The 26,044-nt window shown below is 44.1% G+C and carries 16 protein-coding genes; 7 read left to right on the top strand and 9 right to left on the bottom strand.

Annotated features, from left to right (window positions below):
• Positions 1–8: 8 nt before the first annotated feature.
• From ACFGVS_RS08830 to ACFGVS_RS08820, 3 genes are read right to left on the bottom strand one after another with little or no spacing between them, the layout of a single operon-like run.
• Entirely contained in the window at positions 9–797 is a 789-nt protein-coding gene (locus tag ACFGVS_RS08830) for a sensor histidine kinase (RefSeq protein WP_090651926.1), read from the bottom strand.
• Positions 764–1,420 (bottom strand): hypothetical protein, encoded by a 657-nt coding sequence (locus tag ACFGVS_RS08825; protein ID WP_143065507.1) that lies wholly within the window; start codon positions 1,418–1,420, stop codon positions 764–766. The genes ACFGVS_RS08830 and ACFGVS_RS08825 overlap by 34 nt, the downstream gene beginning before the upstream one ends.
• 12 nt (positions 1,421–1,432) lie before the next feature.
• A complete protein-coding gene (locus ACFGVS_RS08820) occupies positions 1,433–2,017 on the bottom strand; it encodes a hypothetical protein (RefSeq protein WP_439698333.1) in 585 nt (194 codons plus the stop codon).
• 463 nt (positions 2,018–2,480) lie between these two features.
• Between ACFGVS_RS08820 and ACFGVS_RS08815 the strand changes: the two genes are divergently transcribed.
• The 7 genes from ACFGVS_RS08815 to ACFGVS_RS08785 all read left to right on the top strand — a co-directional run bounded on the left by ACFGVS_RS08815 (position 2,481) and on the right by ACFGVS_RS08785 (position 19,628).
• Positions 2,481–3,017 carry a phage tail protein gene (locus ACFGVS_RS08815; RefSeq protein WP_274212793.1) on the top strand — a complete coding sequence of 179 codons (537 nt, stop codon included), beginning with the start codon at positions 2,481–2,483 and terminating at the stop codon, positions 3,015–3,017.
• Positions 3,018–3,286: 269 nt separating this feature from the next.
• Positions 3,287–11,941: a cadherin-like beta sandwich domain-containing protein gene (locus tag ACFGVS_RS08810; RefSeq protein ID WP_439698332.1), complete on the top strand. Its 8,655-nt coding sequence runs from the start codon at positions 3,287–3,289 to the stop codon at positions 11,939–11,941.
• Between the two features lie 281 nt (positions 11,942–12,222).
• Complete coding sequence (locus tag ACFGVS_RS08805; RefSeq protein WP_439698331.1) at positions 12,223–13,134, top strand: PorP/SprF family type IX secretion system membrane protein; 912 nt, start codon at positions 12,223–12,225, stop codon at positions 13,132–13,134.
• 20 nt (positions 13,135–13,154) lie between these two features.
• Positions 13,155–15,236 (top strand): ferritin-like domain-containing protein, encoded by a 2,082-nt coding sequence (locus ACFGVS_RS08800; RefSeq protein ID WP_439698330.1) that lies wholly within the window; start codon positions 13,155–13,157, stop codon positions 15,234–15,236.
• Positions 15,237–15,250: 14 nt separating this feature from the next.
• Complete coding sequence (gene bufB, locus ACFGVS_RS08795; RefSeq protein WP_439698329.1) at positions 15,251–16,171, top strand: MNIO family bufferin maturase; 921 nt, start codon at positions 15,251–15,253, stop codon at positions 16,169–16,171.
• Complete coding sequence (locus ACFGVS_RS08790) at positions 16,164–17,024, top strand: HvfC/BufC N-terminal domain-containing protein (protein WP_439698328.1); 861 nt, start codon at positions 16,164–16,166, stop codon at positions 17,022–17,024. Before bufB ends, ACFGVS_RS08790 begins: the two co-directional genes overlap by 8 nt.
• A gap of 306 nt (positions 17,025–17,330) precedes the next feature.
• Positions 17,331–19,628, top strand: coding sequence for a GH92 family glycosyl hydrolase (locus ACFGVS_RS08785; RefSeq protein WP_439698327.1), 2,298 nt, complete (start codon positions 17,331–17,333; stop codon positions 19,626–19,628).
• 227 nt (positions 19,629–19,855) lie between these two features.
• Here ACFGVS_RS08785 and ACFGVS_RS08780 read toward each other — a convergent pair whose 3' ends face one another.
• The 6 genes from ACFGVS_RS08780 to ACFGVS_RS08755 all read right to left on the bottom strand — a co-directional run bounded on the left by ACFGVS_RS08780 (position 19,856) and on the right by ACFGVS_RS08755 (position 26,004).
• A complete protein-coding gene (locus tag ACFGVS_RS08780) occupies positions 19,856–20,380 on the bottom strand; it encodes a hypothetical protein (protein ID WP_090651916.1) in 525 nt (174 codons plus the stop codon).
• A gap of 195 nt (positions 20,381–20,575) precedes the next feature.
• Positions 20,576–22,138, bottom strand: coding sequence for a M20/M25/M40 family metallo-hydrolase (locus ACFGVS_RS08775; RefSeq protein WP_439698326.1), 1,563 nt, complete (start codon positions 22,136–22,138; stop codon positions 20,576–20,578).
• Positions 22,139–22,247: 109 nt separating this feature from the next.
• On the bottom strand, positions 22,248–22,925 hold the full coding sequence (locus ACFGVS_RS08770; protein ID WP_090651915.1) for an SAM-dependent methyltransferase: 678 nt from the start codon (positions 22,923–22,925) through the stop codon (positions 22,248–22,250).
• A gap of 152 nt (positions 22,926–23,077) precedes the next feature.
• Entirely contained in the window at positions 23,078–24,613 is a 1,536-nt protein-coding gene (locus ACFGVS_RS08765; RefSeq protein ID WP_439697858.1) for an IS1182 family transposase, read from the bottom strand.
• Positions 24,614–25,164: 551 nt separating this feature from the next.
• Positions 25,165–25,548, bottom strand: a complete 384-nt coding sequence (locus ACFGVS_RS08760; RefSeq protein WP_439698325.1) for a LiaF domain-containing protein — start codon at positions 25,546–25,548, stop codon at positions 25,165–25,167.
• Between the two features lie 123 nt (positions 25,549–25,671).
• Complete coding sequence (locus ACFGVS_RS08755) at positions 25,672–26,004, bottom strand: hypothetical protein (RefSeq protein WP_439698324.1); 333 nt, start codon at positions 26,002–26,004, stop codon at positions 25,672–25,674.
• Between the last annotated feature and the right edge of the window lie 40 nt (positions 26,005–26,044).

Here is a 26,044-nt window from a genome sequence, read left to right as displayed (position 1 = left end):
ACTTAAACTTAGTAGGGTATAGTTACGATAATTTCAGATCCGTTTCCGGGGGCCGAGTTGATAAAAGCGGTGCCATTTATCATGGCCGCTCTTTTGGTGATGTTGTGCAGGCCCATCCCGTTTTTTCGTTTCAGTGTTTCTTCTACATTAAAACCTTTCCCATTATCGCGGATTGTTAACTGAAACGAATTTTCGATCTGCTCTAAAGTTATAAATATTTCCGTTGCTTTGGCATGCTGTATAATGTTATTTATAATCTCCTGGAACAGCCGGAACAGGATGGTTTCTTTACCGCTGTCGGCATTAAATGAGCCGAGATTCCGTTTATCGAAATTGATTTTAAACTTGTCTGATCGCTGCAGCCATTCCAGTTCAAATTCAATAGCCGCTGCCAACCCGCGATTTACCAGTTCTTCGCCATGTAACAGGCGCGACAGGGCTTTTACTTCCTTAATCGACCGGGTGGTCAGGTCTTCAATAAATGCAAGTTTTTCGGTCGTTTTATCGGTATTGTTCAGGTCGATAGAACTTAACGTGATGGCGGTGATACTCAGCAACTGCCCTATATTATCGTGAAGGTCGTAAGCGATGGTTTTAAGCGTTTGTTCCTGTACTTCTATCTGGCTTTTAAGCAGCTCGTTTTCAAAAGTTTTTTGCAGCAGCAACTTCTCCTCCTGGTGTTTCTTTTTTTTGCGGTTATATGAAACTACATAAATGATCAGAAACAGGGGGGCAATCAAAAAAATGATGGAAGTTAATCCTATCAGGAAGATGATTTCCTGCGAAGATATCTGCATAAAAAAGCGTATGACCAAAATGAGTATAGTGTTATGTTTAGTAAAATAAAGATATAGTAACGGATTGAAAGCTGATTATTGATGGGTTTTAAACTGGAAAGATAATCGAAAAATATGTTGCAGGTTGTACTGCCGAAGTAAAAAAATAACGCGCCGCTTACCCACCAGAACGGTGCCGAAAATGAAAGCCGCTCAAAGTTTTCATCCATCAGTTTAAGGTAGTAATAATACAGGCTTGCCAGTACAAATACAACCGACATAACGACTGCCGTTATAGAAACAAATGCTTTAAAATGAGTCATCACCAGCTCAGTTGTGCACATTGCTATAAAGAATACATACCAGGCAATAAGCCATTTACCTGTGTTTTTAAACGGTTTATATAAGTTATAAAATGTATAGCTGGTAACGCCACATTCAAACATTAAAAAAGCGTTGTACAGGTTATAATTAGGCACGTGTGCTACTTTACGCATGTATACACCGGTCATTTCAACAAGGCAGGTAAGTAGCAGGTATGGGATAAACAGCTTCCAGGCTGTATCCTTATCTTTTATTAAAAAGATGAGGGCAGCCAGGAAGCATATAAATTCACACCCGGTATTTATGGTGATGAACATCATTTGTTTTGTTAATTAGGGTTGCACCAGTGTTGCACCGGTTGTAGAGCATGTAGCCGGCGGTGGGCATTGTTCGCCACGGTTTTCGGGAGTGGTGCCTATGATAGAACCTTGCAGGCCTCCGTTTTTGCCAGCCGGCGGTTTTTGGTTGTAATAATCCCAATGGTATAATGTGCCGTTTATGGTGGTATCTTTTGTTGATACCATTACCAAAGTATTATAGCCCCAATAATCTTTGGCAGGCTTACGGCCATTAAAGCCTTTAGTATAAGTGCTGTCATAAGCAGCCAGGTAAAAGCGTATACCCTGACCGCCTTCGTCCTTAATCTTTTTAACTAAAGCTTCCATACGCTCAATACTAAAATAAATGGCCCTGGTATTCGGTAGTTGTTTTTTCTTTTCCAAGCCCTGGGCATCGGTTATGGTCGAATCTACGGTACCGGCGTGTTTTCCGTAGTTGGCAACATACTTTAGTGCAACTTCACGGCTTAAAGTGTCCGGGTCGATGACAACCGAGGGATCGGAGGTTTGCTTTTGCTGGCACGAGCTAAAACCGATAGCGGCAATAGTCAACGTAATTAGGGTAATTTTTTTGATCATGATATTGTTATTTGAGTTTATCGAAAGTGCTTAATTATGTGTAGAACCACAACATCTATATTAAACCTTTTTTTACCCTTAAAAACACCTTTAGAAAAGCTGATTATACCCTATACTACCTTTTAACTATAGCAGACATTTGTGATGTAATGCAAAAGCAAAGAAAATGAAGTAACGGTTTTGTTACGTGTGTTGATGCAATGTTTAAACATAACCTGGCAGCAATAATAATGCTTTGTTGTAGTGGCTGTACACTGGAATTTGTAATTAAATTAACTAATGGTGTATTATCATAAAATATTGATAATTAAGCTGATGCTCATAGCAATTGGTTTTGAATGTTAACTATAGATAAAATTTTTCGCTTGATATAATGGCATATATTTATAACCGATTAAACCAAAACAACTAATTCACTCCCCCCTAAAACTAACTTATTATTTAAACTATAAAACTTATTACTATGGAACCTTACATTGGCGAGATCAGAATGTTTGCAGGCGATTTTGCCCCCCGTGGCTGGGCGCTTTGCGATGGCAGCTTATTAAGAATTGATCAGTGGGATAAATTATTTTCGATCATCCAGACCTATTATGGCGGTGATGGCGCAAGTAACTTTGCCGTGCCCGATTTGCGCGGCCGCGCGCCGGTTAATGCAGGTGCAAGCACTGGCATTACATCAGGTTACTATCTCGGTCAAAAAGATGGTTCAGAATCTGTTGTGCTTTCAAAAGACCAGATGCCTGCTCACTCACACCTTATCAATGCCAATTCAACCGGCGCCAACCAGGTTTTACCAACAAATTTTTACCCGTCGGCCCTTATCGACTCTGTTTCAGGCGAAAGTACAAACCTGTATTCAGATGTTGCGCCAGACGTTACTTTAAACGCAGGTACGGTATCAACAGTTGGAGGTGCAACCGCGGTAAAATTAGTTCAACCTGTTTTGGCCATAACTTTCATTATAGCTCTGGAAGGTATCTATCCGCCAAGGCCTTAGTATTAATTATAACCCGGTGGCCTGAATAAGGCCGGTTTACCAAAAAGAACTAACCCCTGCTTTACAATAAGGCAGGGGTTGTACTATATCACGTCTGTTAAGTATACCACGAAATTTATGCCCGCTTACTATAGTTGGTATAGTAAACTCTGATAACCTATGTCTGCAATGGCCCCGCATGGACATAAAAATACGAACACAGGGCTTTTAATGACAAATGTTAACGGCAATAGGCCGGTTAAAATAATCAAGATATCAATAAATTTTTTATGATGAAACCTTTACTTTTATTAAAAAGCCCGCGGGTAAATAAGCTTCGCAACCTTTTAACGGTCTTATTGCTTTTGGTTTTAGTTGGCATTGCCGCGCAGAGCCATGCACAGGTATATTACTTAACCAATGACGCCAACAAGGATACCAAATCGGTTGATGACGCGCTATACAGGGTTAAGGCAGATGGCTCTGAGGGAATCAGCCTGGTTTCAGGCATTGCATATTCACCTACGATATTACAGGTCGACCTGCCTAACCACAGGGCATTTGTATACGAAACATATTCATTAACCCCGCCAAACGGATTAAGTATAAAGGTAATTGATTTAAACACCGGCGCTGTAACAACAACTATCCCGGTTACATTAACCGGCAGGATACAATCAATAAAGTACGATCCTGTCAACGATTATATTTATTATGTAGTACAGGATGGTACGCCATCAACAGCAACTGCAAATGACGCACTTGTTAGGGTAAAGCCCGATGGCACTGGTTCGACAATACTCATAAGCGGGTTTTGTAAAAACCCATCTTTCCTTGCACTCGATATTGCCAATAGCCGGGTATTTGTTTATGAAAATTTATTCGCCGACCATGGATTTGTAACGCTCAGTTTGTCAGGTTATACTGCCTCGGTGGCCAGGGTATCGCCAACAACCGCTGCATCAGGCTCTATTGTAGGCGTCGATTGCGATTATGACCCTGTTACAGATTATATTTATTTGTTAACATCAGATAATACAGGTTCAAAAACTGCCAATGACGCACTTTATAAGATACATTCTGACGGTACCGGCCAGGTTGCTATAAAGTCGTCAATTATCAATGCTCCCGCATACCAGATGGCGCTTGATGCCGGTAACAACAAAGCGTATATTTATGACAATCTTTCAACCCATAGGGCAATATTCTCAGTTGATCTTACCACCGGCAACACAACAGAGGTAATCTCTATTCAATCCCTGCCATCAACTGCGGTTGCTCCGGGGCTTTGGGTACCTAAACTTGCATCGCTTACAACAACAGCAGCCACCGTTATATCGTCGGGCTCGGTAACAATCGGGGGTAATATAGCCCGGAGCGATGTAGCGGTTACAGAAAGGGGAGTGGTTTATAGCTCGGTACACGCGTTGCCGGTTATAGGTACCGATACCAAACAGGTAATGGGCAGTGGTATAGGTGCTTTTTCGGCAAGTATTACCGGCCTTAACCCTGTGGCAACTTATTATACCCGGGCATACGCAATAAGTAGCGCGGGTACTTCGTACGGGGATGTAAAAAGCTTCACAACTTTATCCAACAACGCTAATCTTACAAGTTTTGCACTCAGCTCCGGTACTTTAAGTCCGGTATTTGCACCCGATACAACCGCCTATACTGCAAATGTGACTTATAATGTAACGTCGTTAACCATTACCCCAACGGTTGCGCAAGCGAATGCCTCAGTGAAAATTAATAATACAACCGTAGCATCCGGTTCAGCATCCGGTGCGCTCAGTTTAAACCCGGGAAGTAATACCATCACTACCATAGTAACCGCGCAGGATGGTTTCACCACAAAAACGTATACTACCACTATTACCAAGGACAAAACCCCTCAGGCCATCACTTTTAATAGTATTCCGGCAGTAACCTATGGGGCGGCAGATTTTACTTTAGGCGCTGTAGCAGCCAGTACGCTACCTATAACTTATACCAGCGACAACGACAATGTAGCCACTGTAACCAGTGCCGGCCTTGTGCATATTGTGGGTGCCGGTACCGTAAATATTACGGCAGCACAAGGGGGCAATACTACGTACCTTGCGGCACCAAATGTAAGCAGGCAGCTAACTGTAAACAAGGCAGTATTAACCTATACCGCTAACGTTGTATCGCGCGATTACGGCGCAGCCAATCCAACCTTTACAGGCTCGGTAACCGGCTTTGTGAATGGCGACACCCAGGCAACCGCTACAACCGGTACCATGGTTTTTACCTCGGCAGCAGATGCTACATCTCCTGTAACTACTAATAACACAAATGTTATCCAGTACGGAATTGTAGGAAGCGGGCTTAACTCGGCCAATTATAGCTTTGTACAGGCTACGGCAAATACTACAGCATTAACGCTTAATAAAATTGTTATTACCTATACCGCACAACCGGCAACCAAAGTTTATGGTGCCGTAAACCCGGCATTGAATGTAGTGTTTACCGGTATGGCAAACGGTCAGACGATTGACCAGGTACTTAATTCCCTTTCGTACGCTACCACAGCCACAGTTAGCAGCCCGGTTGGCGCTTATCCCATTACGGTTAGCGGCCTCGATGCACTCAACTACACGTTTTCTGCTGCATCATCCAATGTCACTGCGTTTACTGTAACCAAGGCCGATTTAATCTTTACAGCCCAGGCAGCCACCAAACATTACGGTGAAACCAATCCTACATTAAGCGGTGCTATTACCGGTTACGTAAATAACGAAACCGCTGCAACTGCTTTAACAGGTACGCCGGTTTATAGTACCACTGCCGGCACAGCCAGCGGTGTGGGCAGTTACCCTATAACTTTAAGCGGCCTGTCAGCAGCCAACTATAACATAACAGCTGCCGCAGTTAACAATACGGCCTTAACCATCACCAAAAACACACTGAGTTACGTGGCCACTCCGGCAAGCCGGGCATTTAATACGGCCAACCCATCGGTAACTGGTACAGTAACAGGCTTTTTAAATGGCGATACCCAGGCATCAGCTACTACCGGCACGCTTAGCTTTAGTACAACTGCAACAACAAGTACACCTGTTGGCACATATGCTATTGATGGCGCAGGGTTAAGCTCGGCCAATTATAACATTGTACAGGATGCTTCAAATGCTTCGGCGTTTTCTATATTCTTATCAACCAATGGTAACCTGAGCAGTTTAGCTATCAGCCAGGGCAGTTTATCGCCCTCGTTTGCATCGGGCACTAATAATTATACGGCAACAGTTGCAACAGGTGTTACATCGTTAACTTTAACGCCAACCTTATCTGATGTTAACGCCAGGGTAACTGTGAATGGCAGCCAGGTAACATCCGGCATGTCATCGGGCAGTATTTCTTTAAATGTTGGCCCCAATGTTATCCCGGTAAATGTAACCGCGCAGGATGGTACCACCACCAACCCATATAATGTTACCGTAACCCGCCTGCCTTCCTCGGACGCAACATTAAATAGCTTTACCATTAGCACAGGTACGCCAACACCCGATGTATACAATGTATACCGGTCAAACGTAGCCAATACGGTAACCAGTTTTGATGTTACCGCAGTAGTTCATGAACCCAATGCCACTATAACAGTCAACGGCAATCCTGCAACGTCGGGTACGTCGGTGACACTGCCGCTTAATTTGGGCGACAACGCATACAATTTAGTAGTAACCGCGCAAGACGGCACTACGCAAAGCTACTACGGCATAGTAATCAACCGCGCCTTTTCATCAAACAACCTGTTGAACAGCCTGGCTTTAAGCGCAGGGTCGCTTAGCCCCGCATTTGACAGCGCTACGCTTAACTACACTGTGCAGGTAAGTAATGCAACTAAATCTATAGATATTACACCCACTTTTGATGCTACTGCCTACGGAACTCATGATGGCTTGCCCGCACCATCAGGAGCGGCTTTTACAAGTGCACTTGCTATAGGCGATAACCAAGTACCTATAACTGTGACAGCACAAAACGGAACACCAAGAACCTACAACATAACAGTAAACAGGGCGACATCGACCGATGCTACATTAGTCAATCTGGGTATCATGACCACCATTTCGGGATTGGATGTGCCTTTTGATAGTGGTACTTACACTTATAACACCACAGTAACCAGCGATGTAATGGCCTTCACCCTGAAACCAATTGCAACCAACGACGGCGCAACGATAACCATCAACGGCGTGGCTTTAAATACTGCCACTGGCAACGCCACCACGCTTCAATACTTTTCGGCAGTTGAACCTATGGTGATCGTTGTTACTGCCGGCGATGGAGTAACTCAAAAAACCTACACCATAAATGTAACCAGGAACTTCTCGACAAATAACTTGCTGCAAAGCTTAACGATGAACATCAACGGCACAATAACACCGTTAATCCCCGTATTTGATCCGGCGACGAATGACTATACGATGATCATCAGCAACCCTAATATAACCGGTGTCGCAATTGCACCTGTAGCACAGGATAGCCGTGCCGAATTAAGAGTAGGCGGGGTACCCGTAAGTACAGGTGAGTCTAAGTTTGTAGCGTTACAGGGCGGTGTGAACATTGTTCCTGTAAATGTATACTCATTTGGCGGTGGTAACAATACCTATAATATTACCATCAACCGGGCATATTCATCAGATGCAGGTTTAATTAATGTTATCCTTTCAGGTAACGCGGGATATTCGGCTATCATTAACCAGGCCACCAATAGCCTTACCGCTACTATTCCTAATAATGTAACGGCTATAAGGCTAAGTCCCAACGCGTCTGACCCTGGCGGTACGGTTATTACAGTAAACGGCTATGCAATATCTGGTGGCGCATCTGATAACCTGCCCCTTGCTGTAGGTGATAATCTATTTACCATAGGTATTACAGCAGCGGATAACTCCAATACACAATATTATACCGTACATGCCATAAGGTTGCCGTTTGTAGATGTTACCCTAAGTTCATTAGCGGTAGATAAAGGCGCTCTTGCACCCGCGTTTTCACCGGCTGTAACAAGCTATACGGTAGTTGTAGCCGCCAGTGATAATGCTATTACGGTTACACCGGTGGCTTCGGCAGCCGATGCAAGCGTAACAGCCGGCGGACAAACCATTAATGCTTCAACGCCTTCATACACCAACAGTTCATTATTTGTAGGCAACCAACGCATCACTGTGAGGGTAACAGCTCCGGATGGAGTGAATTTTACAAGCTACGCTTTAAATGTGCTTCGTCCGTCGGCAAGCCAGGCTTTCCTGGGTAACATTGTTTTGAGCAGCGGAGCTATATCACCTGTTTTTTCCCGGAACACCGTAAATTATACAGCTTCGGTTGCGGGTAATGTATCGTCTGTTAACTTTACGCCGGTAACTGCCGAGGCGACATCTGTCATTACCGTAACAAATGGGGGTAATACAACAACTATTACTCCAGCCACGCCATCGGTGCTGATCCCGCTAAATGCAGGCGCCAATGTGGTAACAACAACAATAACCTCACAGGATGGCAGTACCACCAAAACATATACGGTGACTATTACCAGGGCAGTGCCGTCTACAGATGCTACTTTGACCGGCTTAGGCCTCAGTAGCGGTACCCTTAGCCCGGTGTTTAGCAGCGGTACAGATACTTATACAACATCCGTGAATTACACAACGGGTTCAATTACCATAACCCCGGCCGCAACCAATGCCAACGCGTTAATTACTATAGGCGGTATATTTGCTGCATCCGGATCTGGTTTGAGTGTGCCTTTAAACGCAGGCAGTAATCCAATACCGGTTGTTGTGACCGCTGAAGATGGTATTACCACCAAAACCTATAGCCTTACTGTTAATCGTGCGGCAGCATCAACTGATGCAGCTTTGGCCGGCCTTGGTTTAAGCGACGGGACATTAAGCCCTTTATTCGATGCCGGTACAACAGCTTATACAGCCACAGTAAGCAACGCCACAGGTACTTTAACACTTTCGCCATTTGCAAATGATATTAATGCGGCGGTACTTGTAAACGGCAACGGCCTGGATGTTAGCGGCACCATCGATATCCCCCTAACCGTAGGTGCTAATGCCATAACTATTATGGTAAAAGCTCAGGATAGCACGACTACCAAAACGTATAGTTTAATAATAACCCGTCAATCGAATGTCGGCCTGTCTAATCTTACTTTGAGCAAAGGAAGCTTAAGCCCCGTTTTTGATGCCAATACTAACGCCTATACGGCTGCAGTATCCATCGGCGATGTATCGATAACGGTTACGCCAACCCTTAGCGATACAACATCAACCGTAAAAGTAAATGGGGCAGCAGTCCTGTCCGGAGTGGCTTCCGCCCCTGTTACCTTGAATGGCGGTAATACTATCATACCTGTTGAAATAACTGCGGCCGATGGTATCACTAAAAACACCTATACAATAACGGTTAGCAGGCCTGTATCCGCCGATGCCACACTTACTGGTTTAACTACCAATGCCGGATCTTTAAACCCGGTATTTAATCAGGCCGCGAGTAGTTATACGCTTAATGTGCCTAATGCGGTTAGTACCATAAAAATTGGGGCAAGCACCAATGATGCCAATGCAACAGTTACTGCTAATGGCACGCCAGTTCCCCATGGCGTATTATCATCAGTTATATCATTGAACGAGGGTTCAAATATTATAAGTATAGTAACAACCGCGCAGGACGGCACTACTACCAGTACCTATACATTAACAGTAAATCGTTCTGCTGCCGGATTGTCAACTAATGTAGGTGTGAGTGCATTAACATTAAGCCCCGCCTCCACCTTGACGGTTATAACCGGCAGCAGCACCATAAATTACCAAACTTCAGTATCGGGCCCGACATCGAGCATAACAGTTACAGCCACCACGACAGACCCTAACGCGGTGATACGAGTAGAAGGCAATACGGTAGCCAGCGGTAGTACATCTGCCCCTATAACGCTGAATACTACCGGGTCTACTACCGTTCATGTTTCTATAACCGCCCAGGATGGCGTCACCATTCGTACCTATTCCATCGTTGTGTATAAAAACGGGTCAAGTAACCCCGCTTTAACCTCGTTAAGCCTAAGCCCAACCTCCACCTTGACGGCTATAACCGGTAGCAGCGCGGTAAATTATCAAACTTCAGTATTGGCTTCGATATCGAGCATAACAGTTACGGCTACAACTACAGATCCTAACGCGGTGATACGGGTAGAAGGTAATACGGTAGCCAGTGGCAGTGCATCTGCCCCGATAATGCTGAACGCCACCGGAGCTACTATCATCCATGTTTCTGCGACGGCTGCAGATGGGGTAAGTGTTCGTACTTATTCCATTACCGTGTACAAAAACGGATCGAGTAATACTTCAATAAGTTCATTGGCATTAAGCCCGTCAACTCCGTTGTCAATAACAACGGGTGCCAGTAACGTAAATTACCAAACCTCGGTATCGGTGACAGCCGGCACTGTCGCCGTTGTAGCTGCAACTTCTGACCCAAATGCAGTCATCCGGATTGAGGGCAATACCGTAGCCAGCGGGGTTACATCCGGCCCGATAACGCTGAATGCAACCGGTTCCACAACAATCCATATATCCGTAACCGCCCAGGATGGTGTCAGTGTCCGTACTTATTCGATTGTTGTAAATAAAAACGGGTCAAGTAATGCCTTGCTTACGTCCCTAATATTAAGCCCGGCCTCCACGCTCACGGCTACAACCGGCAGCAGTAACGTAAATTATCAAACTTCGGTATCTGCAAGCACATCCAGCATAACTATTAAGGCTATAGCGTCAGATCCTAACTCGGTGATACGGGTTGAAGGGAATATTGTGTCAAGTGGCAGTACATCTGACCCTATAACGCTGAATGCTACGGGAACTACTACTGTTCATATTTCTATAACAGCCGAGGATGGCGTCACCATTCGTACCTATTCCATCGTTGTGTATAAAAACGGGTCAAGTAACCCCGCTTTAACCTCGTTAAGCCTAAGCCCGGCCTCCACCTTGACGGCTATAACCGGTAGCAGCGCGGTAAATTATCAAACTTCAGTATTGGCTTCGATATCGAGCATAACAGTTACGGCTACAACTACAGATCCTAACGCGGTGATACGGGTAGAAGGTAATACGGTAGCCAGTGGCAGTGCATCTGCCCCGATAATGCTGAACGCCACCGGAGTTACTATCATCCATGTTTCTGCAACAGCCGAAGATGGTGTAAGTGTCCGCACATATTCCATAACCGTGTACAAAAACGGATCAAGTAATACCTCAATAAGTTCATTGGCATTAAGCCCGTCAAGCCCATTATCAATAACAACGGGTACGAGTAATATAAATTACCAAACCTCGGTATCGGTGACAGCATCCACAGTTGCGGTTGTAGCTACAACTTCAGACCCCAATGCAACCATACAGATTGAGGGCAATACGGTAGCCAGCGGGGTTACATCCGGCCCAATAACGCTGAATGCAACCGGTTCCACAACAATCCATATATCCGTAACCGCCCAGGATGGTGTCAGTGTCCGTACTTATTCGATTGTTGTAAATAAAAATGACCCGGGTAACATGAACTTAAATTCATTGGCTTTGAGCCCCGCCGTCGGAATTGAAAAGCAACCAGATGAAATAAACACCAGGAATATCACCGTTCATCAGGCCCTGTCGCCAAACGGCGATGGTATTAACGACGTGTTCATCATTGATGGTATTGAAAACTACGCCGATAACCACCTGAGCATCATGAACGCCGGCGGTGTACTGATATACGACGTACAAGGCTATGGCAGTAATGGGAATGTGTTTGACGGCCACTCCAACAAGAACTTGGCTATGCAAAAGCCGGGCACTTATTACTATTCGTTGGAGTACAAGGATGGTAATGAAACCAAACGTAAGACAGGTTATATCATCCTGAAATATTAACAGGAATAGAATAGAAGCCTGGTAAGGAATATTACTGGCCATGGTTGCCGTTAGCAGACAGGTAACCATGGTTTACTGTAATTTATCTGCCAAAGAAGGGTAAAAATAGCTGGTGAATGGCTACAATTTAGGCTAATAATCCCTGTATACAAGCTAATAATTCACGCTATCATTACTTAGTTTTTCATAGGCGGGTTTGCGGAGTAAATTCCGCAAAGCTGCCTTAGATGAAAGAGTAATACCATACTACTAAACACACTGGCTAACCAGGATTACAAAAAATGTTCATCAAAAAAAATACGATAAAGCTAAGCCTGATACTTGCATTTACAATTTGCAGTAAGGTTTTTGCGCAACAACAAATTTATAACTACAGCCAATATGCAGATAACCTTACAGCAGTTAACCCGGCGTATTCTATACTTGATAAGGCCGGGTCTGTAAGCGTGCTGGGGCGCAAGCAGTTTATAGGTATAGATGGTGCGCCAAGCAGCCTAATGCTGAATGCCAATTTTCCTATCGAATCTATCAACGGCGCAGCCGGTGTGTATGTACTGAATGACCAGGCTGCTGTAGAGAAACAAATTGAGGCTAACGTTTTTTTTGCTAAAGGCGTGCAGCTTACCCAAACCGATTACCTGGCTGTGGCTTTAAATTTAGGCGTACGTAATTATGTAGGCAATTATTCGCAACTGGATGCTACCGACCCGCAGTTTATGAATGATGTGCGCGAAACGAAACCTAACATCGGTTTCGGGGTGATGTTGTACAGTGCCAATTACTATTTAGGCTTATCGGTTCCAGAGTTTACCATCCGTAGCCTGGGCACGGCATCACAACAGCAGGCCAATTACCTGCGCACACATTATTACTTTACAGGGGCCTGCCTGGCCGATGTAAGCGACGATGTAAAGGTTAAACCAGCCACGTTGGTTAGCTATGTAAACGGATCGCCGGTTTTGGCAAATATTTCGGGCACATTGTATCTTAAGGAGCAATTGGGCATAGGCTTAAATTACCGCACTGATAAAAAAGCAGCGGCAATGTTATCGGTGATCGGTAAAGCATTCAGGGTAGGGTATAGCTACCAGTTTGGCACATCATCAAATAACCTGGGGGGCGTTAATATCACCACCCATGAAGTAAGCATAAGTTACCGGTTTGGAAATGTAATCGGCAATAAACTATTATAAACCAGAATAAAACCCTAACCATGAAAAGTACCTTACTGTTTACGCATGACGACCGGCTAAAAAACCGCCCGGTTTCCTTTAAGGAGGTTGACGAACAGGCCCTGCACGCTATTGTACAGGCAGCGGTCAACGTCGAGTTGTTTACCATCCCTTTGTACATGACCTCGTTGTACTCCCTGCAAGGTATGCATGAGATAAACAGCAAAGGCAATAACTTTTACCTGGGTCGCACCTGGCCAGGCATGGCGGCAACGGCCAAACCTGCAACGGCAAACGAAAAAGCATTTAATGCTGTTTTTAGTGTTTTTGTGGCCGAAATGCTGCACCTGCAAATTGTATCAAACCTGGCAAAAGTAATTGGTTATGAACCAAAGTTTACCTGCGAGCCCTTACAGGATGAGGAAACTTATGCCTGGAAATGTTATGGCGATGATAAAACAGTGCTGCCGCACATCCTCGACTTTAAAGATTGCGTGGCGCCGTTCGACAAGGTAAAAGTTAAAACAGGGGCAATGAATAAAGAACAGGTACGCTTGTTTTTGGCTATTGAGCAAACCGAAACTGATGCCGAAAAAGTGCTCAATCCTGATAAAATTGCTAAATACAATGAGAAAGCTCCTTTTGATAACTGGAAACCTGGAGCCGATTTGCCTTTGTTTGGATCGATAGGGAACATGTACCTGCAATTGTGGAATTACCTGTCCATAACCTATACCGATGGGGCAACCCTTTGGGATATTGTTTTTGAAAAAGGAAAGGGCGGAGGTGATGTAGCCGTACAAAAGGAAATTTTTAATCCGGAGAGACTCAACCCTAAAACAGAACCAGATCCGAAAGATCCCGGCGATGATGAATACCCCGGCATTGCTACCAGTATCCAGAATACCGAATCGGAAGCTGCTCTGCTGGATGCCATGAACATGATTAACGGCATTACCGATCAGGGTGAAGGCGGCGGCGTAATTAAACAAATCCTGGACAGGATGAATAAAAGCAGGGGTGCTCATGAGCATGTTAACCTAAGCGTCGTACAAGACCAATTTAGGCCAAGCTGCCCGGTTTTGAAAAATAAATATCCATCATTTACAGCTACCGGAGCCGATGCGCCATCGGCCAAAGCAGATGCCCGCGACACATTTGGAAAAATGGACCATTTTGAAACTTTTAAGTTTGTGATGGAACTGCTAATGGAAGGACAGATTGAAACCTGGGACCAATGGCATGCGAAAGGTAATTCATGGTCGGCCGAATCATTGCAAACGGCAGCTTATGATGCTTCACACAATCCGCAGCTGCCTGCATCAGGCGATATTGCCGGTGCTTTAAACAGGTTAAAGTTGAATGATGCCGATGAAAAAAACTTTGAACTGTTTAGCCGCGCCTCTACAGGCGCCATAGCCGGTGTAACCAAAGTACTTAACGATTATTTTAAAAATCCTAAAACACAGTTCCCTTACCCATCAATGGGAGGCTCGGGCGATAGGATGTCAATCTGTTGGGCTGTTTTTGGCAAAGCGCCGGATATCAGCCTTGGCGTAACATCGCCTGACGATAAACCAATAGACCGTACCCAGCACCTTTACCATGCCTGCCAGGGAATGAGCCTGGATGATGTGTTGAAGGATAACCCGGAAACCTGTGCAACAACGGCAATTTACCATACCTGCAAAGGATCAAACGATTGTAAAACCGAAGGTGGTTGCGGCTTTGTTCAGAAGACTACGGGCGGCGGGCTGTGCGGTGGCAAGGCTACTGCGTTTTATAAAACACAACCCGGATGGCCTGCAGCAAACACTTTGCCTTTTAGCCCGCCGGCAGATAATGCTTGTAAAGCTTTGGGTGGCTGCGCTGTTCCTATTTCGGCATCACAAATGTACCCTGCGGTAAAAGATGGAGAAGAGTACCGGATGCAACTGTATGATTTTGGAGACAAGCCCGGTTTTAAACCAAAATCATTCGGTATTCTTGATTACGAAAAGGGCGAGCTGGTTTATGATGTGGCCTGGAAAGCTTACAAAGCGGTGTTGGAGAAAAGGGGATTGCCCGTACCCGAAAAGCCAAAACCAAGTGATTTGCGTTTGGCCTTCCCGCCGTCAACCTAAAGAAAATTATTTTTATGAATAATAATAATTTACCACGCCTGGGCCTGCCAAATTTGGGCCTTGGCGTGGGTTTACGAAACAAGCATTTTAATTACCTGCTGCACAACCCGGCGCAGGTAGACTGGTTCGAGATCATCAGCGAAAACTTTATGGATGATTTTGGCTTTGCCCGCCACGTGCTGATGCATGTGCGCAAACAGGTACCTGTGGTAATGCATGGGGTATCATTATCTGTTGGCAGTACCGATCCTATCAACTATAAATACCTGGAAAAGTTAAAAGCATTAGCTGAAGCTATCGAGCCGGAGTGGATATCAGATCATTTATGCTGGACGGGTGTTGCCTATACCAATACCCACGATTTACTGCCAATGCCCATGACCCAGGAAAGCCTTACCCACGTTTGCGAACGCGTAATGCGTATACAGGATTATTTAAAACGGCCACTGATATTGGAAAACCCGTCAACTTATCTGCAGTTTAAAGCGTCGATAATTTCTGAATGGGGTTTTTTATCGTCATTGGCTGCTACAACAGGGTGTGGGTTGTTGCTTGATGTAAACAATGTATTTGTATCGGCAACAAATCATGGTTTTGATGCACCAAATTATATCAACAACCTGCCACATAAACATATTGTGCAAATGCATATTGCCGGGCCTACCGATTGCGGCGATTTGCTGATAGATACCCATGACCAACCTGTACCATCTGAAGTTTGGAAATTGTATGCCCAGGCCCAGCAATCAACGGGTGGTGTAAGCACATTGCTGGAATGGGATGCAAAAATACCCGATTATCCTGATTTGCTTATTGAACTTTACAAGGCCCGTGAAGCTTTAAAAGGAAATATCCCCGTTCAGGGTGTTAATAAATCTGAACATCAGCCTGTATCAAACCCGGTTGAATTTCAATTGCTGGCAGCAAATGGCTAAAGAACAAAAATTAGCATTATTGCAAAACTGGCTCAAAACCGTAGTGATGACGCCGGGCCACTTGCCTCAAAAACTGGGGCAGGCATGGCGTCTGCATGGGCTTGATGAAGCCGATGTAGTTGTTGCCGATGAGGGTACAGCATCGGTTTATACCCGCCTGAACGTTTATAGCTCTGGATATTTACTGCGTTTGCTGGAATGCATGTATGCCGATTATGCCGTTAGCCGGAAATTTATGGGCGATGAAGTGTTTGATAGCTTTGCTAAAGCTTACCTGTTATATCATCCATCCGCCTCGTTTACTTTGTATGATCTGGGTGCCGCATTTCCAGGATTTTTGGCTAAAACAAAGCCTCCCGTTATTTCGGGCGAAGAATCGGCTATAAATGATTTTATGAACCTGCCTGTAGCCTTTGCCAAACTGGAACGTGCCCGGCAGGAAGCCGTACGTGCGCCGGGAACTGAGGGCACTGCCGAACGTGACCAGGAGATCAGTATCCAGAATGTCCTTTTTAACACGGCTAAAATAATTACCCCCGATTGCCTGCGATTGCTGGAACTGGATTTTCCCATGATCCCGTTTTTTACCGCGGTTTACCGGGGTGAGGATTATGAACTGCCGTCGCCCCAAAAAACATTCATCGCAGTAAGCCGCAAGAATTTCAGGGTCACGATGACCGATGTTACCGAAGTGCAATATACCTTGCTTTCGTTATGCCAGGCAGGGGATAACCTATACGATGCCATAACCGCGACAGCATCATTTAATAAAATACCCCCGTCCGAACTATTGGCAGATGTGTTTCTTTGGATGCCCCTATTTCATAAAAATGGCTTGCTTGACTGGGCCTGATGAGGGCCTTAAACCCAGCTGAACCGTGTTGTTATGATGTAGCGATTGGTTAAGTGATAAGGAAGACCCATGGCAAGCGCATCAAATTGGGTTAACATAACTTAACATATTTCAAATAAAATATTCATAAATATTTGATAATCAATATTTTGTATTTTAACACGGTTAACACTAAACTGAGCACGCAATTTAGGCGCATCCAAATATTTGTGCCTGTTGTTGGCCAATATACTTATAAAAAAAATATGTAGATACATTTAAATTTAGTTTTGTGCGGTATATTAGCCGTATCAACCCTATTGATTAATGAAAAAACTTTTAAGTATTGGCTTCGTTTGTTTATGTCCCATTGTGTTTGCCCAAAAAAAATCGTCCCCGGGCAATTTGGTACAGTATGTTAACCCTTTTATAGGTACCGGCGCTGTTGACAAAAACAGTTTATCGGGCAGTAATTTTCCCGGTTCAACAGTCCCTTTCGGCTTTGTACAACTAAGCCCCGATACCCGCGAAGCACCGGACGATCCGGCATCCGGTTATGATTATAATGATAAAACCATCATCGGCTTTAGCCACACGCACCTGAGCGGTACCGGCGTTGCCGATTTGTTTGATGTGCTGATGATGCCAACCACTGGCGCAATTAACCTGGTGCCAGGCAGCGCTGGGAAGCCCGGAAGCGGCTATAGCTCTGCCTTCTCGCATAAAGAAGAAACAGCCCGGCCCGGTTACTACCAGGTAATGCTGAAGGACTATAACATCAACGCCGAACTTACCTCAACATCGCACGTTGGCTTGCACCGCTATACTTTTCCTAAAAGTGATGAATCGCATGTGATTATTGATATGGACCACTCGCTTGACAAAAAACGGGGCTACTGGTCGTGTAAAATTGTGAGTGCGCAAATACGCGTAATAGACGACCACACCATTGAAGGTTATCGTATTTTAAGCGGCTGGGCCAAATTGCGAAAAATTTATTTCCATGCCGAATTTTCAAAACCATTCACCAGTAGTGTACTGGCCAGCGGCAGCCAACGCTATCCGGATCTGTCAATCATCAACGGCACAAACCTGAAGGCTGCTTTAAACTTTAGCACTAAGGATAAAGAACAAGTATTGGTAAAAGTAGGCCTGTCGCCCGTAAGTACCGAGAATGCCCGAATGAATATAAAAGCCGAGCTGCCGGGCTGGGATTTTGATAATACCAGCACGCAAAGCAGCCTGCAATGGGAACATGAACTGGCCAAAATTAAAATAGAAGGTACCCCGGAGCAAAAACAGATTTTTTATACCGGAATGTACCATGCCTTTACCCAGCCCAATAATATGGCCGATGTAAACGGCGATTACCAGGCTACGGATTTAACCATTGCCAACGCGCCGGATAAAACGCATTATTCAACCTTCTCGTTGTGGGATACTTACAGGGCGGCGCACTCTTTGTATACGCTCATTCAACCGGAAAAAACTGCCGGCTTTATCAACAGCATGATGCGCCAGTATGATACTTATGGCTACTTGCCTATATGGCAATTATGGGGCGATGAAAATTATTGTATGATAGGCAATCACGCCATCCCGGTTATTGTCGATGCGGCTTTGAAAGATATTAAAGGTTTTAACCAGGAGAAGGCTTACGAAGCGGTTAAAGGTTCATCCATAACAGATCATCCCGGCTCGCCTTTTACTACCTGGGAAAAATACCAGTATATTCCTGAAGATATCGAATCGCAGTCGGTTTCGGTAACGCTGGAGATGGCTTATGATGACTGGTGCGTGGCACAATTAGCCAAAAAGCTGGATAAAACCGAAGATTATGACCGCTTCATGAAACGATCTGAATATTACCGGAACTTGTACAACACCAAAACAGGCTTTTTTCAGGCCAAAAAGAAGGATGGCAACTGGCAGGAACCCTTTGATGCGCTGGCTTATGGCGGCAATGGTGGCAGCCCGTATACCGAGGGTAATGCCTGGCAGTACTTTTGGTACGTGCCGCAAAACGTATCCGGCTTAATTGATTTAGTAGGAGGGAATACCGCTTTCAACCAAAAGCTCGACCTGTTTTTCTCTACAAAGGATAAACCCGGCGAGGTAAACGGCAATGCGTCCGGCTTTATTGGCCAGTATGCGCATGGCAACGAGCCAAGCCACCACGTAGCTTACCTGTATGACTATGCCGGCCAGCCATGGAAAACACAGATGTATGTAGCCAAAGTGCTGAATGAATTGTATAATAACTCCTCATCAGGCTATTCGGGTAACGAAGATTGTGGGCAAATGTCATCATGGTATATATTTAGTGCCATGGGTTTTTATCCGGTTAACCCGGCCAACGGGGTTTATGCTATCGGTTCGCCTATATTAAAAAACGCAGAGATCAACCTGGGTGATGGTACGGTATTCGCAGTTAATGTAAAAAACGCGGGCAGGCAAAATGCCTACATCCAATCGGTAAAATTAAACGGTAAAAGCTACACCAAAACTTATATCACCCAAAGTGATATCACCGGCGGCGGTAAACTGGAATTTGTAATGGGGCCGAAACCCAACAAAAATTGGGGCATTAAACCTACCGATGCGCCTCTGGCGTGGGGGTATTAAATTCAAAATTCAAAAGTAAAAATTCAAAAAAAGAACTTTTAAGGTTTTAAAGACTTTAAGCTGAGTTTAACACTGTATTGCACATTGAGCATGTAGCCGACTGTGCCGATAAGTGCAGTGGCGGCGAGCAGGAGTGACCTGGTCTGATATAAACTGCATTACCAATAAATATTTGTTCAAAAGCAGCCTTTGCAAAAACACAAAGGCTGCTTTATGGTACTTGCAAATCAATCAAAATCATGATCAACCGGTGATAAGATAATGCCGTGGTGCGCGTTTACCACGCCGTTTGCGTAGCCATTATTATCAACAAACATTTTTTCGTTTTCAATAAAGAAATGCACTTCGCCTACGTTAAAATTACCTTTTATGGTAACTACACGGTCGGGATGCTGGGCATTAATCTCATTCAGAATGTGGCTTGACAGCCCATGAAATTCGTGCTTATCCATTTGGTAAACATCAAGCACCGGCTCCTCGTGGCCCGTTTGGTAAACTTTAATGCGGTAATTGCTTAAATCCACGCGGATGTCGGCTCTGTCGGCAACTGCATTATCGGTAATATTTAATGCCTTGCCATCGGTAGTGGCAATGTGTGCATCAATGCGGAGCGGCTGATTTATATTGCCTTTTTGCTCATTGTAATAAGTTAGTATCCGCAAAAACTCTGTGCTGTTGTTACCATCATTTACGGTAAGCGTACGTTGTTCGCTTAAAAAGATGGTGGTGCCAAAAATAAATGCATGTTTCATAATTCTATGTGTTGGTTTATTTAATCAACAAGCTATAAATACGCAAAAAGTTTTAATGAAAAACACATTGTTACACAATGCGATAAAGCAAAAAAGCTCCCGGCCCAAACCGGAAGCTTTTAATATAATGTGTCGATAAATGTACAATGTTAAAACCCTTGCCGTTGCCCGGTATATGGTGCTTGTTTTAACCAATTACTTATCCAATCCGCCCCTTCGCGTGGCTTTGGTTTGTGCCGGCCATTTGATGCCTTCGGTTTTGGTATTGGTTGTTTTTACCGGGTCTTCGCTGGCCATGTAAGCCATTATAGCCGCCAGCATGGCGTTATTCTTCAAGTCATCAAATACTACCTTGTCATAAGTATCCCTGTTGGTGTGCCAGGTATATGACCCGTACGACCAGTTGAGCGAGCTTAACGAAAAGCCGGGAGCGCCAACTGCTACAAACGAAGCAAAATCAGAACCGCCGCCGCCGGGTTGGCCGGGGAAGTTGGTTTTTATCCTGTTTTTTATCGTATCTGGCACGGCTGCAAGCCACCTGGTTAAATAATCTTTTGATTCAACAAAACCCTGGCCGCCGATGTTTACCACACGACCTGTGCCGTTATCCTGGTTAAACAAGGCCTGCAGGTTTTTAACTATTTCGGGATGGTCTTCTACAAATGCGCGCGAACCATTCAACCCTTCTTCCTCGCTGCCCCAATGGCCCACTAAAATGGTACGTTTTGGATGGGGGTAATACTTTTTGAGCAGGCGCATAGCCTCCATCATCGTAAGCGTACCAGTACCGTTGTCGGTAGCACCTGTGCCGCCGTCCCATGAATCAAAGTGCGCGCTTAGCATTACATATTCATCAGGTTTTTCTGTGCCCTTAATTTCGGCAATGGTGTTGAAGGTTGGTACTACACCCAGTTCTTTTGATTCGCAGTGAATGCTGATTTTAGGGCTGGTGCCCGATTCGGTTAGGCGGTAAAGCATGCCGTAATCTTCTAACGCGATATCAACCGTGGGGACTATTTTGGTGTACGCGCCAAAAATTTTATCAACCCCAAAGCCTGCCGACCAGTTATTGGTGATAATGCCTGCGGCGCCGGCGTTTTCAAGTGCAACCGGCAGTGTTTTGTTGGTAAAACCGGTTTTGCTGATGCGCTTTCTCCAGGCATCCGTTTGGGCGGTACGTGCGGCTTTCATCCTGTCGAATGAATCTTTGGTGGCAAATTCGGTCCAGTTATAATCGGGCCTGCCGGTTGGCTGGCACATGGATATCAGTACAAATTTACCTTTTACATTGGGCAGCCATTGCTGAAACGCAACAGAATCGGCAAGGTCGGGCAGGATGATCAATTCGGCTGTTACCGTTTTTTTGCCCATGCCGGGGCTCCAGGCCAGTTGGGTGCCTTCTAATGATTTTACCCTCGGCGATACCATATCTATATGCGAAACACCGCGCTCCCAGCCGCGCCACTCGCCCCATTTTTCGTTATGGGCCTGTATATCCCAGCTTTTGTATTTGGCTACGGCCCAATCATTGGCCTGTTTCATTTGCGGCGTACCAACCAGGCGCGGGCCTATGCCGTCAAAAAGCTGGTGGGCCAGGTTTTCCAATTGCGAGTTGCCGGTTTCTTCGGTCACGATGTTGTTGATAACAGGATTGGCAGATTGCGCGCTGGCAACACCACCATAAAGTAAAGCGCCTATAACAATTGGTCGTGCCTTGTACCAAATATGCAGGCCGAAATTCAGGTTAATGTGTTTCATGAACCTAATTTAGGTAAAAGGAGGCAGGCATTGATAATTTATGCCTCACCCGGCTTCATTGCAAACACTTTGTTACATAAAATTTAAAGGTGATAGTTATACGGCTAACTTAAGCATGAATTTGAACCATGTGGTCGCCACCTTTTTGAAACTCGTAATCTACTTTTACCAATTTTAAAACAGAGTGTTTTGCAAAGTGGTCTAATACAGTATCGATAACGTGATTTTTTTGTGCATCAAGGTTTAAAACCGGGAAAATTCGTACCTGTTTACAAACACGTAACATTTCCTGTATGGTTGCAATGTGGAAATCGACACCAAGATTTGCATACAATAGCAGGAAGTGCGAGCTTAATCCGATATCAAACTGCTGGTCGCGATAAGGTGTTTTATCCGGCATCATATGGGTTACGTAACGGCCTTCATTTTTGCCTTTTTCAAAATCGGCAAGGAAGGTTTTCATCGCGTTCATGCGAATGCTAACAAGATTATCTATCGTCTTTATTTCGTTCCATACAAATTTGTCGTAGTTGCTGGTCATTTGTTCAATAACTTCGGTTTTGGTTTCAATGATCCGCTGTTCTATCTCCGTTCTGGAAAACTGGTAAACAGGATCTATTGAAGTTACGCGTCCTTGCATACGGGTAAATTCGGCGTTAAAGCTTGCCGGCCCATCACCAACGCTTAAAAAGTTAAGATTTAAATCGGCAGGAGTTAGACCAAACATTTTTTGGTATTCCGTTAAGGTACGTCCCCATGGGACTACAGATTTTAAAGTAAACGACATGGAAAATGATTTAAATGAAAAAGAGGCCGTATCATAATTCAAATGATGCGGTTTTTTTATTTTACGGCAAAAAAATTGATTTCAAGTAGTTTTTTACTGTTGATTTCGAACTAACGAACATTATTGATTGAGAACGAGAGAAAAGAAGCTCTTTAGGCTGCTTTTTTTCTTAGATTTTGAGCGATTGAAAGTAAACCCCATTCAATGGCGACTTTTTCTTTACCGCGGAGCATGAAGCGCCGGAACCCATGGTTCTGTTTGATATTTCCGAATACGGGTTCGACGTCGAAACACCGTTTCTTTCGCCGTTCTATACCCTCTTCGCTGTTTAGCAGTAGATAAGCCTTTTGTTTCTGCCGCTTCAGATTTTCATTGATTTCAATGATCCGGTTGTGTTTTGATTTATGACAAGCACCGTTCAGCGGACAATTGCTACAATTTCTTGCCTGGTATCTTTTAACATGCTGTTCAAACCCGGTACTGGTTTTCCTGATGTAATTTCCAATGAAATCCATCTGCTGGCCCATCGGGCAGATATAACAATCCTTTTCCTGGTTATAAAAAAGCTTATCCGAAGCAAACGGAAAGTTATTGTTGTGGTTTTCATGCTGCTCTTTATCAAACATGCCATACTTTACAAAAGCGGTGGCCTGTTTTTCTTCAAGCAGTGTGTAATTTTCTTCTGATCCATACCCCGCATCTGCGGTAACTACTTTAGGGGCCTTGCCGAAACTGGTTTCATGCTGCGTTATATGTGCCGGAAACGTAGTGGTATCTGTAGGATTGGGATGAATGGTATAATTAACAATGAATTGATTGGAGGTGGAGATCTGCACATTATAGCCCGGCTTTAACTGGCCATTTTTCATGTGGTCTTCTTTCATGCGCATGAAGGTAGCGTCAGGATCTGTTTTACTGTAGCTGTTCCTTTCTTCCAGTATAGCTTCCTGCTGCTCGTATTTAGCAATGTTTACGGGATAGTTCTTAGTCACATATTGAAGCTTAGCCTTCATCTTCTTATCGGTGTTCTCTTTACCGGATAGTTTTTCATTGAGCTGATCTATCGTTGCCTTTACCTTCTGACTGTCGATCTCTGTGAAATCAGGCGGTTCAGGCATTTTGTCCTCATCGGCAGCGATCTGCTGTGCATACTGCCAGATCTCGGTCAGTTGTTTTTTCATTTTTTCCTTGTTCGTCTGGATTGATTTTTTCCAGACAAAGGTGTACTTGTTCGCATTGGCTTCAATCTTTGTTCCATCCGTATTGATCTCATCAATACTTAGCAACCCTTCATCAGCCAATAGCTTTACCACATCTTCAAACACGTTACGCAACGCATTCTTTAACCGAACACCCCTAAACCTGTTAATCGTATTATGGTCGGGGTAGCTCATTGAGCTCAACCACATAAAGTAGATGCTTTCCTGGCAGGCGGTCGCCAATTTACGGCTGGAATAAATATTGGTCACATAGCCATAAACCAATACTTTCAGCAACAACTGAGGGTGATAACTGGAACTTCCCCTGATATGGTAAGCTTTTAATAGAGGTTCAATATTGATCTTGTTAATTACCTCATTTACAACTCTAACCGGGTGGGATTGAGGGATTAGCTCCTCCAGGGTTGGAGGAATAGCTAATATTTGCTGCTGATCATAATGTTTGAAAACAGGTTGCCTAATTGCCATATCTCATATATCTATACCTTAAATATATGAAAATCAGATGATTAAAACAAATAAAAACAATAGATAGCTGTTTGAATTTATAGTAATAAACCCTTAATAATAAAAAAGAGGCTGATCATGATTTATGATACAGCCTCCTTAAAGTATTTACGCTATAAATAATAATTTAAACTGCTACAATAAATTTATACTGCGCGGTTGCCAATTATTATTTGCTGTTAGTTTCATTTGAATTATGGATAACAAATGTAGGAATTAGTTTTGCTTTAAAAACTTAAAAGTGTGATAGGTTAGATTTAATAAGTAAATATTCAACGGTGAGATGTTTGCATATTCAAGAAAATGAAAAAAGATAATTCTTTGCCTCTTAATAACCGGATTGACGGCGGGTTTCGACAGATCGAAAAAAGAATAACATAGCGCAGAATTAACGCCTAAAGCGCTAATAAGAATTAAATACCGATGGAGATAATCGAGGGCGAGTCATTGATATCGCAATATTTCCACCATTCTAATAACAAATAAGTGACCACTGCGGTGAATGACAACAGTTAATCCTCCATATCGTTCACAATTTCAACAGCGGCGAAAAACGAGAGGCCTTTGAGCACCAAAACTTTATCAGACTTTTGTTTCCTGGTTAGGTAGCTCCGGTTGTCTTCCAACTGAGAGGCAAAATGGGTTATATCGGCTTCAATTTGCCAGTTGGAGGGGATTACAATGGTTACCTGTCCAAATGCCTGCGATATATCTACGGAGGCAGTGCCTGTAATATCGGCCTGGGTAAAATCCAGTTCGGTGCTGCCGAATACATTCTTCACGCTTCCTCCTTTAAAATCTTTCGAAATTATGGTTCTTTTTATCTCGCCAAAAATGGTTGAAGTATCAAAGCTATCGTTGGCGTTTTGGCTCATGGTTCCTGATAAAATGTTCATATCCTTTGATTTAATCGTCGAACAAAGGTAAGTAACACAGCCGCCGCCGAAACTCAAAGTTTGCAAAGTGGTGTAAGTTGTCGGTAAAAGTGGGGATTATGTCGGTAAACTAAACGGCAGTGTTTAGTTTAAATTGGCAACCCCTCTGAAAAATTGTATCGCGCCAAAAACTATCGCGCCCCAAAATATAAAGCCAATATGGGCCAACGTTAGTATCAGGCCACCGCCGCACCATAAGGCGCCGTAAAGCATATCTTTTTTTGCTTTGTCTCTTTTAGCATCTACAATCTGTTGTTGAAGCGTATTAACAATGTATTCGGCGTTTTCGGTATCTAAGCCGCGTTCAAGCAATGCGGCTTTTACTTCAAATACGTTTTGGCCTGCCATAAACAGGTTGCACGCATATTGATACATTTGGTCAAACGTATTTTGGGTTATGGTTGCTGTTTCTTCCATTGTGATAAGTTATTAGGTTTTGTGCATGCCCGCCTTATTG

The organism is Mucilaginibacter sediminis (assembly GCF_051903035.1).
Classification (GTDB): domain Bacteria; phylum Bacteroidota; class Bacteroidia; order Sphingobacteriales; family Sphingobacteriaceae; genus Mucilaginibacter.
Note: the sequence above shows the minus strand (reverse complement) of the source record. Positions and strands in the feature narration are given on the sequence as shown.